The organism is Nesterenkonia sp. AY15 (assembly GCF_022565855.1).
In the GTDB taxonomy this organism is placed as follows: Bacteria; Actinomycetota; Actinomycetes; order Actinomycetales; family Micrococcaceae; genus Nesterenkonia.
Window position 1 is genome coordinate 1 of sequence record NZ_JAJOYV010000007.1, and the last position, 14,448, is coordinate 14,448.

11 protein-coding genes are annotated in these 14,448 nt (G+C 66.4%); 4 read left to right on the top strand and 7 right to left on the bottom strand.

Annotation, left to right across the window (positions count from 1 at the left end; genetic code table 11):
- Positions 1–217: 217 nt before the first annotated feature.
- Complete coding sequence (locus LSI54_RS10505) at positions 218–811, bottom strand: antirestriction protein ArdA (protein ID WP_342357819.1); 594 nt, start codon at positions 809–811, stop codon at positions 218–220.
- A 120-nt stretch (positions 812–931) separates the two neighbouring features.
- On the opposite strand from LSI54_RS10505, the gene LSI54_RS10510 reads away from it, so the two are divergent.
- Both LSI54_RS10510 and LSI54_RS13290 read left to right on the top strand, forming a co-directional pair.
- Positions 932–3,310, top strand: coding sequence for an N-6 DNA methylase (locus LSI54_RS10510; RefSeq protein WP_241478329.1), 2,379 nt, complete (start codon positions 932–934; stop codon positions 3,308–3,310).
- Positions 3,307–3,528, top strand: coding sequence for a helix-turn-helix transcriptional regulator (locus LSI54_RS13290; protein WP_446740428.1), 222 nt, complete (start codon positions 3,307–3,309; stop codon positions 3,526–3,528). Before LSI54_RS10510 ends, LSI54_RS13290 begins: the two co-directional genes overlap by 4 nt.
- A gap of 93 nt (positions 3,529–3,621) precedes the next feature.
- Here LSI54_RS13290 and LSI54_RS10515 read toward each other — a convergent pair whose 3' ends face one another.
- The 4 genes from LSI54_RS10515 to leuS form a co-directional block, all read right to left on the bottom strand.
- The gene (locus LSI54_RS10515) at positions 3,622–4,530 is read right to left on the bottom strand and encodes a hypothetical protein (RefSeq protein ID WP_241478330.1); all 909 of its coding nucleotides are present in this window, start codon (positions 4,528–4,530) and stop codon (positions 3,622–3,624) included.
- The gene (locus LSI54_RS10520) at positions 4,527–5,384 is read right to left on the bottom strand and encodes a ComEA family DNA-binding protein (RefSeq protein ID WP_241478331.1); all 858 of its coding nucleotides are present in this window, start codon (positions 5,382–5,384) and stop codon (positions 4,527–4,529) included. The genes LSI54_RS10515 and LSI54_RS10520 overlap by 4 nt, the downstream gene beginning before the upstream one ends.
- A 128-nt stretch (positions 5,385–5,512) precedes the next feature.
- Positions 5,513–6,514, bottom strand: coding sequence for a DegV family protein (locus tag LSI54_RS10525; protein WP_241469650.1), 1,002 nt, complete (start codon positions 6,512–6,514; stop codon positions 5,513–5,515).
- Complete coding sequence (gene leuS / locus LSI54_RS10530) at positions 6,514–9,069, bottom strand: leucine--tRNA ligase (RefSeq protein WP_342357820.1); 2,556 nt, start codon at positions 9,067–9,069, stop codon at positions 6,514–6,516. Before leuS ends, LSI54_RS10525 begins: the two co-directional genes overlap by 1 nt.
- A gap of 77 nt (positions 9,070–9,146) precedes the next feature.
- On the opposite strand from leuS, the gene LSI54_RS10535 reads away from it, so the two are divergent.
- The gene (locus LSI54_RS10535; RefSeq protein WP_241478332.1) at positions 9,147–10,292 is read left to right on the top strand and encodes an alpha/beta fold hydrolase; all 1,146 of its coding nucleotides are present in this window, start codon (positions 9,147–9,149) and stop codon (positions 10,290–10,292) included.
- Between the two features lie 57 nt (positions 10,293–10,349).
- Here LSI54_RS10535 and LSI54_RS10540 read toward each other — a convergent pair whose 3' ends face one another.
- Positions 10,350–12,368, bottom strand: coding sequence for a primosomal protein N' family DNA-binding protein (locus LSI54_RS10540; RefSeq protein ID WP_241478333.1), 2,019 nt, complete (start codon positions 12,366–12,368; stop codon positions 10,350–10,352).
- 85 nt (positions 12,369–12,453) lie between these two features.
- Here LSI54_RS10540 and LSI54_RS10545 point away from each other — a divergent pair, with 85 nt between their 5' ends.
- Entirely contained in the window at positions 12,454–13,134 is a 681-nt protein-coding gene (locus LSI54_RS10545) for a TVP38/TMEM64 family protein (protein WP_241464578.1), read from the top strand.
- A gap of 60 nt (positions 13,135–13,194) precedes the next feature.
- On the opposite strand, the gene metK is transcribed toward LSI54_RS10545, so the two are convergent.
- On the bottom strand, positions 13,195–14,412 hold the full coding sequence (gene metK / locus LSI54_RS10550) for a methionine adenosyltransferase (RefSeq protein WP_241464577.1): 1,218 nt from the start codon (positions 14,410–14,412) through the stop codon (positions 13,195–13,197).
- Positions 14,413–14,448: the final 36 nt, after the last annotated feature.

Below are 14,448 nucleotides of genomic sequence, written 5' to 3' on the forward strand. Positions count from 1 at the left end.
CTTATCACCGGCGTCGTCGACAGCGGCGTCTGGGTAAGCTGACCCCGGTTGAATACGAGACCGTTTACAAAACGACCGTCGCTCTGGCGACGTAAACCCCGAGGTCAACTAAACCGTCAGCAGACCCCAGGAGCACTCCGAGACCTTGACAACTCAGGGCCTCCACGGTGCCAGGTGAACCGGCGCAAAGGGCGCCCCTTAGTGATCTTGGGCTTCGTCAGAAGCTCCTGAACACGAAAACACCCCCCTCGGGGCCTGCCTCAGTTGTGTAGTCCAGCCCGAGGTCTCTAGTCCAGGCATTCCAATCGAAGTAACATGTGACGTTCTCGGGCACTTCAGACAACAGCCCGATTTCTTCGGCGAGATTCTGGGCAAAATCGAAGAAGCTTGGCCATTCCCCGCAGTAACGCTCCGCGAATTCGCTAATGACCGGCAGTTTGCTATCACCCTCGGTAATGCAGTCGCCAGACCGCACCCAAGCACCGAGCGCATCTCGCTCATGCTTGGGCGCTTCAAGAAGCCTGTGAGCCCAGGCTGAGGCTTCGGTCGGGTCAAGTTCTCCAGTGAGGGGCAACCCCTCGTGGTCGAATACCCACAACTCTTCGTGGGTCTGGGACACGATCACTGCGTCATGTACATCGCCGGAAGTGACCTCGACAGCCTCAACAGCCGGGAACCAATCACCCATTAGAGTGCCTTCGTTGTAACACGCTAGGCATCCAACCCAGGCCCTCGGTCCGCTTGGTGTAGTTGTGGTCGCACTCATAATCAAGCCTCCAAGTCGTGAACGCGCGAGGTGCTCGCTCTCCATACGTGTTCCCGCCCCGGCTGTGCCGGGTTGCCGCGCCCTATGAGTGTTCTTGGCATTGCGCAGGTAGTCTGATTGACAGATTTTTGATTCAAACGACTCACATTTTCGTAGGAGCAAGGTATGCGCACAGAGGACCAAGTAAGGGACATAGCAAGTGGGATCCTCAATCTTGCCGGGGTCTCCCCCAAAATTGCTCAGAGCGGCGTCGGACAGATCACGACGATGAAGCAGCTTGGATTCAGCGGCGAAGGTAGCTCAAACAAGCCTGACGGCTGGTACCTACCCGTCGACAAGGGTGCGGTGGCTCTCGTGCTCGAAACCAAGGCTACGGACTCTATGCCAATCGACGCGCCAGCACTGCGCGCTCAAGTCGAAAAGTACTGCGCGATGGTGCGCAGTCAGTACGACCTTGTTGTCGGAGTCGTTTACGACGGCGAACGGACCCGCGCCTATGTGAATGGCAAACCGCTGGACGTCCCCGAGGACCTTCAACCGAAGGAGTACTACTTCGAAAAGCTCACAGATCGTCCGATCGACAAGGACCGTATCTATGAGCTGACGATGAAGATCAACAACTCACTGCATTCAGATTTTGGCATCAAGAATCTCTACCACCGAATGATCTTCACTGCTTGTGCACTCGTCGCGCGGCGGTACGACGCCATCTTGGTTCGCGGCATGGACTACGCGGCATTCCACGGTGGAGTATTGAACGCTCTGAACAAGGCCATCAGGTCTGACGTACAGCAGAACGCGAAGCTATCGCTTCTCTCCGAGGTCTACTCGGACATCAAGATGAACGTCTCGACCGATGAAGAGGATCCGCGCGCGGTCGCAAGGCTTACGAACCTTATCGGAGATTTCATTGACTGGGTGACGGAGATCTCCGGCCTCATCAATTCCAACGCTTGGAATGGTGAGGATGTGATGGCCATCTTCTTTAACGAATTCAACCGTTACAAAAAGAAGAGTGAGTCGGGTCAGGTCTTCACGCCCGATCACATCACAGGCTTCATGTACCGGCTTCTAGGCGTCGACAAGGACGATCGTGTTCTCGACGCATGCGCTGGGTCCGGGTCGTTCCTGGTCAAATCCATGAGCAACATGATCCGTGAAGCAGGCGGTGTCAACACCCCTAAGGCGAAGCAGATTAAGGCACAGCAACTTTTCGGTATCGAGTTCGATCGCGAGATCTACGCCCTCGCATGTGCCAACATGTTGATCCACAAAGATGGAAAAACAAACCTAGGTCACATGGATGCACGGACCGAGACAGCTGGAAGCTGGATCGCGCAGACTGGCGCGACGAAAGTTCTGATGAACCCGCCGTACGAAACCAAGTTCGGATGTATGAAGATCGTAGAGAACGTGCTCGATCACGTTGACCGTGGAACGCTATGCGGCTTCATTCTCCCGGACAAGAAGTTGGAGAAGACCAGCAAGGGCCAGATGTCGCGTATCCTCCGGCACCACCGCCTGGTGAAGGTGGTGAAGATCCCCGAGAACCTGTTCTTCGGTGTGGGCGTAACGACGAGCATCTTCATCTTTGAAGCCGGGAGGCCCCAGGACGGCAAGAAATTCTTTGCGGTGAACATCGAAGATGATGGCCTGATTACCGTCAAGAACAAGGGACGCCACGACGTGCGGGGGAAATGGCCCGCACACGAGGACTACTGGGTAGACGCTATTGATCGAAATGACGATAGCTACTATGGCACGGGCCAATGGGTGGACCCGACGGAGAAGCTGAGCTGGCAAGCACCTGCGAAACCATTCGTTCTTACAGAAGAGGATCTGGCGCGCACGTCTATGGATTACGCCATGTTCCGTCGCGGGGTCGATGCGAAGGCGCTGCGAGAAAGCATCGGTCGAATAGCCTTGTACTCAGCCCGATTCCACGAGACCGACGACAGCGTGGTGCTGGAGATTCCCAAGTCAACCCAAGAAGTTGACACGAGCACGTGGCAGACCTTCATGCTGTCAGAGGTGTTCGACATGAAGAACACCAAGAGCATCACATCGGCAAATCTAGTTCCTGATAGTGGACTCACACCTTATGTGACCGCCCAGGATGGAAATAACGGCGTGCAGATGTATGTCGACTGTCCTGATGAGTGGCTCGATGCTGGCGAATGCATCATGATCGGCGGCAAAACACTTTCGCTCTCATATCAAGCCGTCGATTTTTGCTCGAACGACAGTCACAACATCGCGCTCTACTCGAAGGAACGCGAGTCCAGGTCAGATAACTCCCAGCTCTTCCTAATGGCCGTGCTAAGTGCGACGCTCTCCCCAAAGTACTCGTGGGGGGACTCTATCTCGATGAAGCGTTTGCGTGAGGAATCACTTCTCTTGCCTGTAACTCCGAGCGGCTCCCCAGACTGGTCGTTCATGGACACCATGATGCAGAGTGTGTCTGACCAAGTCACGGAGAACTTGGGCGCCCTAACTGCCCTGGCTAACACCGCATCTGTCCTTGCAGAGCCAGTCAACGCATGAGCCGCCCTCCTGGCAACGCCAAAGGGTTCGGAAGGGTCGTCCAGGCCGCACGGCTTGACCGTGGATGGTCTCAAGAACAGCTCGCGGAAAGCGCTGGTGTTTCGCGTCCGACGGTTTCGCGCGTCGAACTCGGTGAGGAACCTTCAATGCGCACGGCCAAGAAGTTGGCTACTGCTCTGGGCTTGACGCTCAACCTCCGCGCTGCCGAGGACGAGTGACCTTCTAAATTGACATCTGGGACCGGGGCCCAAAGAGAGCTTCCGCGCAATGGGGGCGAGACCTCGCTCGTGGGCAACTCTATTGCACGTTGCCTAGGCTGACTCATCTCTGTTTGAATCAGTATCTCCGCTCACCGCGGTCAGGTGGCTCAGTCCGGCGGCGCGCATCGCCTCGCTGAGCTCCTCTTCCTGGTGTGTCCGGTCACCGAGGATCAGCCCCGGCAGCAGCCCGGGGGCGTCACCGACGGCGTGTGACGATGCGGCCGCCGTGGCAGAGCGCAGCCCGTTGAAGATCTGCGTGAACTCGGCGCGACCATCTGCGCGAAGCCGCTCCAGGGCCCCACCGAAGGGGAAGGCCACTGCGGTCTCGCGCTGACCTGGGTCGGTCGGGTTGAGCTTCACCAGTCCCTGGTAGCGCTGACCCGTGATCAGGGGCAGCACCTCCGCTGCGGACCTCGCGCCGGACCCCCGGGCAGGGCGTTCGCCGGACTCCCCCGCAGCTTCTTCTCCGGTCTCAGGATCCGACTGCGCTGCGGCGTCCTGGATGATCACCACCGGGGCGTCCACGGGGACCGGGCGCTGCTCCCCCGGCATGGTCGCCGCCTCCACCATCGCGTGGGCCATGACCCGGTCGGCACCGTCGAACCCCGGGGTGGCCAGGATCTCGGGCTGCCCAGAGATCCGCAGCGTCACCATCACCGGTGTGTCACCCGCCACCGCCTGCGCCCATCCGCTCATCTGGTGCGCTCGGGCATCTGTCCCGGCCTGGAGAACGACGACTCCCGCCAGGACGCAGCAGAGCAGCACATGCAGCGCTACTGGAGCGGTCACGAGTCGATTCAGCAAAGAGGCGATCATGGTCAGCAGCACTCCTGCGCCGAGCAAGCACCATCCCAGCTGCAACGTTGGTTGCCAGGGAAGATGCACCGCCAGCAGGGCTGCGGCCCAGGCCGTCAGCGCGGCGGGAAGCAGCCGCAGATCCAGCGGTCTCGCGGTGGTCACCAGGTCACCAGACCTTCTACATCCGCCAGAATCACCGGCCCGATGCCGCTGACTCCGGCGAGCTCCTCCAACGAGCCGAAGGGGCCGTTGGTCTCGCGGTGGCTGATGATCCGCTCCGAGAGCGCCGGACCGATTCCGGGCAGCTCCTGGAGAGCCGTGGCATCGGCGGTGTTGAGGTTGATCAGGTCTCCGGTGCCCGACCCAGGCGCTGCTCCGGCCGCCGATCCAGGTGCCGCGCCCGCTCCTGTGCCCGCTTCGGCGCCGGGTGCCGTCCCTGGCGGGCCGGCGGGGTCCTGCCCGGCGGTCGGTGGACCCGTCCCGGCCTCGAGCTCCTCCGGCGTCGGCACCCAGATCACCGTGCCGTCCTGGACCGGAGCGGCCAGATTCACACCACCCGGATCCGCCTTCGAGGTCATCCCACCTGCGGCCTCGATCGCCTCATGCACGCGCGCACCGGAGGGGAGCTCCACCACGCCCGGGGACGCGACCGCTCCGCCCACATGGACCACGACTGGAATCGACTCCGCGGCACCCTGCTGCGTATCTGCCGACCCTGGGTCGGCGGGGGCACCGGAGGGGTTCGGGGGCGCTGGCCCCTCGGCCTGCCCTGACATCTCCGTGGGGCCGCCTCCGGTCTGCGCCACCCCCTGCAGCGGTGGAGGTTCCGGCACGGGCGCCCCCGCCGGGCTGGTGCTGCTGAGCCAGGACACGGCCAGCCAGGTCAGCAGCGCGATGACGATCACCAGCACTCCGGCGAGCTTCAGCCGGATCCGTGCCGGGGCGGCGTGCTCAAGTTCGCGCTCCGCGCGCAGCCGCTCGCGCCGTGTCAGCTGATCCTCGGCCCAGACCTCCATGAGGCCACGCTAGAGCCGTTCTCAGCTCTGCTGCGCGGTGGAGAACCTGCTGTGCGCAGCGGGCCGCGGCGTCGTCGTCAAGCAGGAGTTGGGGAAAACCGTTCTGCGGAACGGTCCCCTCCGCAGCGTCAGGAGCCGGCGGGCAGGGCGGGATTCAACGACACCGCAAGCGCTCCGAGCCCGAGGTGGGCGCCCAGGGCGGGAGGAAGATCCACCACCGGCACCGGGGCCGCCGAGAGCGGGGCCAGAGCTTCGGCGAGCTCCAGGGCCTGTGCTGGATTGCCGAATCCGTGGACCCCCAGCCGCGGGGCGTCCATGCCGTGGGCGTGCTGCGCGACCCGGGCATGGAGTCGCTCCAGGGCGCGCGGCATGGTGCGTGGGCGCTCCACCGGCTGGATCTCGCCCTCGATGAGCTGCAGCAGCGGTTTCACCCAGAGCAGTCCCCCGATCAGCGTGGACATCGCGTTGATCCGGCCGCCGCGGCGCAGCTGGTCCAGGTTGGGCAGCACGAACAACGATTCTGCCCGCTCGGCGCTGGTCGTCGCGGCTGCGGCCACCCTCGCCAGCGAGCCGCCGAGCTGCGCGGTCATCGCCGCGTCGATCACGCTGTGCCCGAGGCCCAGCCCGGCCTGGCGGGAATCGACGACCGTGACCGGGAAGTCCAATTGACCGGCGGCCAGCCGGGCGGCCTCCACGGTGCCGGAGAGCTTCGCGGAGAGGTGGATGGACACCACCCCGGCGTAGCCCTGGTCCTGCAGCGACTGATAGGACTCCAGCAGTCGTCCCGGCGAGGGCCGTGAGGTCCGCACCGTGGTCCCCTGAGCCAGGGCAAGCGGGAGGTCCCGGTCCAGCTCCTCGCTGGTCTCCGGGTAGATCTGCTCACCGATCATCACCGGGATCGGCACCGAGATGATGTTCGCCCCGATCTGGCCCAGCAGCACCTCCTGGGTCCGGCGGTCCACCGGAAGCGAACAGGAGGAGTCGGTGACCACCGCGATGCGCCCCTTCTTGCGGCGCAGATTCGGCTTGCGCCCCGGCACCGCGGCGCGCCGCGCGAGCAGGTCGGCCTCGATGGCGCTGCGCCATCGGGCCAGACTCTGCTGGCAGCGTTCCGCGGGCCGGTCGGTCATCAGCCGGTCACGACGTTGACCAGCTTCGGTGCGCGCACGATCACCTTGCGCACCCCGCCGCCGTCGGCGATGTACTTCTGGATCCGGGGCAGCGCGAGCGCCTGCGCCTCGAGATCCGACTCGGTGATGTCTGCGGCGACCTCCAGCTTGTCGCGCAGCTTGCCCTTGACCTGGACCACCGCGGTGACGGTGTCCTGGACCAGCAGCGATTCATCCACGGCAGGCCAGGCGGAGTTCGCCACCGAGGGGGCGTGGCCGAGCATCGCCCACATATCCTCGGCGGTGTAGGGCGCGACCAGGGAGAGGATCTGCGCGGTGACCTCGGCGGCCTCGCGCACGGCAGGATCAGCCGCGCCGGCGCCCGCGTCGATCTCCTTGCGGGCGGCGTTGACCAGCTCCATGGTCCGGGCGATCACCACGTTGAACTTCTTGTCCTCGATCAGCTGCGCGGCGTCCTGGATGGTCCGGTGGGTGACCGTACGCAGCGCCTTGGTCCCGCTCGCAGGGTCAGACCCGGCGTCGGAGCTGACGTCCTGGGCGAGCCGCCAGGCGCGGGCCAGGAACTTCGCCGAGCCGAAGGGTGACACGTCGGCCCAGTCTACGTCGTCCTCCGGCGGGGAGGCGAAGACCATGGTCAGCCGAATGGCGTCGACCCCGTAGATGTCGAGCTGCTCGCCGAGGTTCACCCCGTTGCCCAGGGACTTCGACATGGCCCTGCCCCCGTTGAGCACCTGGCCCTGGTTCAGCAGCGCCTTGAACGGCTCCGTGAAGTTCACCAGGTTCAGGTCGAAGAGCACCTTGGTGAAGAACCGGGAGTAGAGCAGGTGCAGGATGGCGTGTTCGACGCCGCCCACATACTGATCGACCGGCAGCCACTTGTTGATCTCTTCGCTGGGGAAGATCTCGGCGTCGTTGTTCGGGTCGATATAGCGCAGGTAGTACCAGGAGGAGTCCACGAAGGTGTCCATGGTGTCGGTGTCCCGGGTGGCGGCGCCGCCGCAGGACGGACAGTCCACGTTGACCCAGTCGGTGGCACCGGCCAGCGGGGACTTGCCCTTCGGCGCCAGCTGCTCGCCGCGCATGCCGGTGGGCAGCTTCACCGGCAGCTGGTCCTCCGGGACCGGGACCTCGCCGCAGCCGGCGCAGTGGATGATCGGGATCGGGGCGCCCCAGAAGCGCTGCCGCGAGAGCAGCCAGTCGCGCAGCCGGTAGTTGACCTTGGCCTCGCCCACGGACTTCTCCGCGAGCACCTCGATGGCACGGGCGATCGCGGCGTCCTTGTTCAGGCCCTCCCAGGCCGGGGAGTTGATCGCGGTGCCCTCCCCGGCGGTGGCGACGCCGGTCTCGGCCGGATCCTCCGCGCCGGTGTCGACCACCACGCGGACCTTGAGCCCCATGGTGCGGGCGAACTCCAGGTCGCGCTGGTCGTGGGCGGGCACGCCCATCACGGCGCCGGTGCCGTAGTCGGCGAGCACGTAGTCAGAGGCCCACAGCGGCAGCTCTTCACCGGTGACCGGGTGGATCGCGTGGCGGCCCAGGAAGACGCCGGTGCGTTCCCGCTCGGCGGACTGGCGCTCGATGTCGGAGACGCTGCCCAGCGCCTGCCGGTAGGCCTCCAGCTCTGCCCGCTTCTCCTCGGTGACCAGCTCCATGGCCAGGTCGGCGTCGGCGGCGACCACCATGAAGGTGACCCCGTAGAGGGTGTCGGGGCGGGTGGTGAAGACCTCCACCGGCGGGTGCTCGGCGGCGCCCTGAGCGGAGGTGATGTCGAAGCGCACCGAGGCGCCGGTGGAGCGGCCGATCCAGTTGCGCTGCATGGAGAGCACCCGGTCAGGCCAGTGGCCCTTGAGCTCGTCCATGTCTTCGAGGAGCCGGTCGGCGTAGTCGGTGATCTTGAAGTACCACTGGTTCAGCGACTTCTTGATGACCGCGGTGCTGCAGCGTTCGCAGGCGCCGTCGACGACCTGCTCGTTGGCCAGCACGGTCTGGTCCTTCGGGCACCAGTTGACCGGGGAGTCCTTCTTGTACGCCAGGCCCTTGTTGTAGAACTGCAGGAACAGCCACTGGGTCCAGCGGTAGTAGGACTCATCCGAGGTGTGCAGCCGGCGGGTCCAGTCGGTGCTGATCCCGTAGCGCTTGAAGGAGGCCGCCTGGGTCTCGATGTTGGCGTAGGTCCAGTCCGCGGGGTGGGCGTCGTTCTTGATCGCGGCGTTCTCGGCGGGCAGGCCGAAGGAGTCCCAGCCGATCGGGTGCAGCACGTTGTAGCCGCGCAGCCGGGCGTACCGGGCGGGGATGTCACCGATGGCGAAGGCCTCGGCGTGACCCATGTGCAGATCGCCGGAGGGGTACGGGAACATGTCCAGCACGTATTTCTTCTCCCGAGTGTCGGCCGGATCCACCACGAAGGTGCCCTGTTCCTCCCAGAGGGGCAGCCAGCGGGCCTCCATCTCCTGGAAGGAGTACTGCTTCTTCTCGCCGCCCTGGGAGTCAGTCGAAGGGCTGCTGGGCTGAGTCGCAGTGGTATCGGCTGCAGCGGTTTCGCTCGCGTGGCTCACCTGGGGGGCACCTCGTCGTCGTCGGGTCGTATCTTGGACCCCGCTAGTCTAATTGAGTTCACCGGTAGGCTGGGCCAGTGAGCCGCACGTGGACCGAGCACCCAGCCCGGACAGGAATCAGACGAGACGTCCCGCTGGACTTCGCCTCCCCCAAGCCCGAGATGGACACCGGGATCAGCGACAAGACCGACGACGGCGCGGAGCGGCTGAGCACCTCTGCGGCGGTCTGGCACTACCCCGCCGGGGTGCCCTCGCCCGCCGCGACCGCCGTCCCGGCGGCTTCGCCGGGTCATGCGCGCCGGCTGCTGCTGATCCACGGCTTCCGCGGGGACCATCACGGGATGGCGCTGATCGTGGACGCGCTGCCGGAGTTCGAGGTCTTCGTCCCGGATCTCCCCGGTTTCGGCGCCACACCGCCGCTGCAGCGCGGGCCCGACGGTCCCGCTGAACACAGCCTGGCGACCTATGCGGCCTGCGTGGAGGCCTTGGCCGAGGCACTTCAGCTGGGGCCCGACGATGTGCTGGTGGGCCACTCCTTCGGCTCGATCGTCGTCGCGGCCCACGCCGCGCAGAGAAACCCAGCGGCCCACGCCGCGCAGAGAAACCCAGCGGCCCACGCCGCGCAGAGAAACCCAGCGGCCCACGCCGCGCAGAGAAACCCAGCGGCCCACGCCGCGCAGAGCAGACCAGCCGCCCACTCGAACAAGCCGCGGCGCTGGGCAGGGCTCGCACTGTTCGCCCCGATCAGCAATGACATCTTCACCGGCAGCCTGCTGCCCGGCGCCGCCGCCGTCGACCTCTACTACCGGTCCAGCCAGTGGCTGCCCGAACGATGGGCGCAGGCACTGCTGCGGTCGCCGCTGGCGCAGGCGGTCACGAACGTCTCTATGATCGTCACCAGGGTGCCGGAACAGGTGGCGTATATCCGGGATCAGCACCGACGGCACTTCAGCGGCTTCGCAGATCCGCACTCGCTGCTGCAGGCCTATTGGGCCTCCAGCCGGCACACCGTCACCGAATTCGCAGAGCTGCTCGACCTGCCGGTGCTCCTGGTCCCGGGGGCGCAGGACCAGTTGAGCACCCCCGCCGGACAGCGGGCGCTGCGCCGGATGATCCCGCAGGCTCACGCGGAGGTGCTGTGCGGCACCGGACACCTGCTGCACTATGAGAAGCCCGCCCAGGCGGCCCGTGCGCTGCGCCGCTTCATCGCCACCTTGGACTGAGCGCCGCCGATCGAGTCGGAACCCTGAGCTCAGATCTGCAGGCGAAGAGCCGCAGGCTCAGAACTGCAGGCTGGCGATGTCGTCCATCGCGATCCGCAGGCCACGGCCGCCGCGCGCGGCTCCCGGAGGCGCGGCGCTGTGGGTGCGGCGGATCCGGCGGATCTCGGTGACCACCGCGGCGGCCTCCGCGTAGCCGAAGAACAGCAGATAGCGGTGCCGCCCGTCGTCCAGCGGGGCCGGCCCGATCCAGCTTCGGCCCGCGGGCAGCTGCACCTGGCCGAGGAAGGCCTCCGCCTCGGCCGGGTCACCGGTGAGGCTGAGCATCCGCTGCGCCGGCGGCAGCCCCAGTTCCAGCCGGTTGTAGAGCTCCCGACGGGCATAGGTCACCGGGTCCCAGCGCACCAGGGCGGCGGTGAGCTCCTCGGCGTCGGCGGTGATGACCACGGTGCCGCCGTGGGTCTTGTGCGGGCGGACCAGGGAGGCCGCCCGGAACCAGCGTGAGAGCACCTGGCGCGGCACGTCCAGGCCCTCGCGGCTGAGCTGGGTGTCCCCGTCGAGCAGCAGCGCGGTCGCGTACCCGGCTTCCGCCACCGGCTCCACCCCGGGGGTGCTGACCACCAGGGCGGGCTCCTGGCCCACCTCGGCGATCGGGTGATCCGCGGTGGAGGAGATGACCGGGGTGTTGGGGAAGGCGCGGCCGAGCTCCTGGGCGGTGCGATCGGCTCCGCGGGTGCCGGCCCGGAAGGTGGTGGAACCGCACTCGGTGCAGCGGTGGTTGCGGTGGTGCAGCCCGCACCAGCGGCACTTCAGCGTCCGCGACTGCCCGTGGTGGGCGGGCAGGCTCAACGGTCCGTGGCACTGCGGGCACTGCTGGCGGCTGCGGCAGCGTTCACAGAGGACCGCCGGGATGAACCCGCTGCGCGCGACCTGGATCAGCACCGGTCCTTCCTGCAGCCCGTCCCGGGCCGCCTTGTACGCGGCCGCGGGAAGCCGGGCCTGCCGGAACGCCGGTTCGCGCTCCTGCTCGTAGGAGTCCGCGGTGGCGATCATCCGGGGCGCGGCGGCGCGGCGCTCTTCCCGCTCAGGGGCGGCCTCGGTGAGCCAGCCGCGCTCGATGAGTCGCTGGACCTCGAGGCTGCGTGAGGTGGAGAGCATCACCAGCTCAGCTCCGGTCTGCACCGTGCGCAGCAGCGCCACCTCGCGCACGTGGTGATACGGAGCCCTAGGCGCGGCGTGGGTCTGCTCGCCGTCTTCGAAGACCATCAGCAGCCGCAGTCGGGGCACCGGGGCGAAGACCGCCGACCGGGTGCCGACCGCCACCCGGGCCTGCCCGTAGCGCAGCTGCAGAAACGATCGGTACCTCGCGGAGGGGCCCATCTCCGCGGTGAGCTGGACCGCCACCCCACTGCCCAGCGTGCCGGTGAGCACCTCCATCAGTGCCTCGACGTCGCGCTGGTCCGGGACCACGACGACGGCGTCACCCTCCCCTGCCAGACACTCCTGCACCCGGTGCAGCACCTGCCGCGTCCAGGACTGCTCGCCATAGGACTTCAGTGCCAGCGCGGCGCTGCGCGGTCGGGGATTCTCTGGGTCAAGCACTGTGGCCGGAACGCGCAGACCGGCGTAGTCCTTCTCCACCCGGGCAGCGCGCGGGGGGATGGCGGCGCGCAGCACGTCGGCGGTGACCCCCGCGCCGCGTTCGGCGACCTGCTGGGAGAGGTGCAGGATGTCTTCACCGAGCACCGGCAGGGCGGTGACGAGCTTGGTGATCAGGGAGAGCCGAGAGGCGGTGGAGGGCTCCTGCTTGCGACGCAGAACGTAGCCGGTCATCTCCCGTCCCGAGAAGCGCAGCTTCACCCGGCATCCCGGAACGATCTTCTCGGCCAGATCGATGGGCACCACATAGTCGAAGGGGCGATCCAGATGCGGCACGGCTGATTCCAGCAGCACCTCCGCCACGGGGAGGTCATCGGTGGCCCCGGCGGGCAGCTGCGGGGCGGGCTGCGGCGCCAGCGAGTCCAGCAGGGCAGGCTGGTTCGACTGCTGCTGCACCTGTGATGCTGGCTCTTCCGCCATGCTGGTTCACCCCCTACCGAGATTTCCGCTGCCCTGCGATCGTATCTCTCACCATGGACACAGACCGATGCGTAGAGTTGACCCAATGAGCGAAAAAGCCCTCGGTCCCGCCTGGGGCTCCTTCATCCGCAACGCACTGCTCGTGGCCGTGCTCCTGGGCATGATCTACGCCGCCTTCAATCTGCGGCTTCCCCCCTTGGATGAGCTGCAGCAGCGCATCGAGGACTTCGGCTGGGCCGCATGGTTCGTGTTCATCCTGCTCTACGCGGCGGTAGCCATGACCCCGATCCCGGTCACCATCATGGCCGTCAGCGGCGGACTGATCTTCGGCACCCTGCTGGGCAGCCTGCTCTCGGTGGTCGGTGTGCTGATCGGCTGTTTCGCCGCCTACCATCTGGCCCGCTTCCTGGGCACCCAGGCCGTGCGGAAGCTGCTGGGATCCTACGCAGAGAAGGTCGAGGCGCACCTGCGGGGTGCCGGCTTCGAGGCCGTCTTCGCCCTGCGGCTCATGCCTGGGGTTCCCTATTGGCCGGTGAACTACGGCAGTGGTGCGTTCGGTGTCTCGCAGCGCGACTTCGTGGTGGCCAGCGCGATCTCCACCGTGCCCGGACAGGTCTCGCTGGTGGCGCTGGGGGCGTTCATCGCCGATCGCACCATCGTCAACGGCGTGGTGATCGGCGTGTCCTGGGCCATCGTGGTGGCGCTGACGATCTGGGCCTACCGCAGCTGGCGCGGGACCTCGAGCCACCGCCTCCCCGGCGCCTGAGCCGGCAGCCGCAGGAGAACCGGAAGCCTCGACCGGCCTGCGGCTGCTCCTGCTCGTGGGTCAGGCGTTGAAGAAGGACTTCAGCTGCTCGACCCGGTCCAGGCGCTCCCAGGGGAAGTTCTCCCCCTCCCGGCCGAAGTGCCCGTTCTTGGAGGTCTCGCGGTAGATCGGACGCAGCAGGTCCAGATCCTCGATGATGCCCAGCGGACGCAGGTCGAAGATCGCGTCGATCGCGGCCGAGATCTGCATCGGATCGACCTTCTCGGTGCCGAAGGTCTCCACGTAGATGCCCACCGGGTGGGCGCGACCGATCGCGTAGGCGATCTGGATCTCGGCGCGGTCGGCGAGTCCGGCGGCCACCACGTTCTTGGCCACCCAGCGCATCGCGTAGGCGGCGGAGCGGTCCACCTTTGAAGGGTCCTTGCCGGAGAAGGCGCCGCCGCCGTGGCGCGAGAACCCGCCGTAGGTGTCGACGATGATCTTGCGTCCGGTCAGCCCGGCGTCGCCGACGGGTCCGCCGACCACGAAGGGGCCCGACGGGTTGATGATCTCGGAGAGCGTGCCGAGGTCCAGCCCGGTGTGCTCCAGCACCGGGGCGATGACCTGGGCGCTGATGTCGCCCTGGAGCTGCTCCTGGGAGATCTCAGCGGTGTGCTGGGTGGAGACCACCACGGTGTCGAGGCTGACCGGGCGGTCGCCGTCATAGCCGATGGTGACCTGGGTCTTGCCGTCGGGACGCAGGTAGGCCAGCTGGCCGTCCTGGCGGACCCTGGTCAGCTGCGCGGAGAGCTGGTGGGCCAGCGAGATGGCGCTGGGCATGTAGGACGGGGTCTCGTTGGTGGCGTAGCCGAACATGATGCCCTGGTCACCCGCGCCCTGGGCGTCCCGGCGGTCCTCGGCACCGCCACGGGCCTCCATCGAGTTGAAGACCCCGGCGAAGATCTCCGGGGACTGCTGGCCGATGGAGATCGAGACGCCGCAGCGGGCACCGTCGAACCCGTTGGCGGAGGAGTCATAGCCGATGTCGAGCAGCGTGTTGCGCACGATCTGCGGGATCTCCACGTAGCCCGAGGTGGTCACCTCGCCGGCGACATGCACCAGACCGGTGGTGGTCAGCGTCTCCACCGCCACGCGGGAGTTCTTGTCCACGGCGAGCAGCGCGTCGAGGATCGCGTCGGAGATCTGGTCACAGATCTTGTCCGGGTGACCGATGGTCACGGATTCGGAGCTGAAGAGGCGCAGCGAGGACGCAGCCGCGGGGGTGTTGGAATTCGTCACTCCGTCATCCTACGGCAGGCCGATCAGCACCTGACC

What these genes read in the sequence shown, in the direction of transcription:
- LSI54_RS10505 (WP_342357819.1), bottom strand. Translation starts at nt 811, where the DNA reads ATGGAGAGCGAGCACCTCGCGCGTTCACGACTTGGAGGCTTGATTATG.
- LSI54_RS10525 (WP_241469650.1), bottom strand. Translation starts at nt 6,514, where the DNA reads ATGACCGACCGGCCCGCGGAACGCTGCCAGCAGAGTCTGGCCCGATGG.
- LSI54_RS13290 (WP_446740428.1), top strand. Translation starts at nt 3,307, where the DNA reads ATGAGCCGCCCTCCTGGCAACGCCAAAGGGTTCGGAAGGGTCGTCCAG.
- LSI54_RS10510 (WP_241478329.1), top strand. Translation starts at nt 932, where the DNA reads ATGCGCACAGAGGACCAAGTAAGGGACATAGCAAGTGGGATCCTCAAT.
- LSI54_RS10540 (WP_241478333.1), bottom strand. Translation starts at nt 12,368, where the DNA reads ATGGCGGAAGAGCCAGCATCACAGGTGCAGCAGCAGTCGAACCAGCCT.
- LSI54_RS10545 (WP_241464578.1), top strand. Translation starts at nt 12,454, where the DNA reads ATGAGCGAAAAAGCCCTCGGTCCCGCCTGGGGCTCCTTCATCCGCAAC.
- LSI54_RS10520 (WP_241478331.1), bottom strand. Translation starts at nt 5,384, where the DNA reads ATGGAGGTCTGGGCCGAGGATCAGCTGACACGGCGCGAGCGGCTGCGC.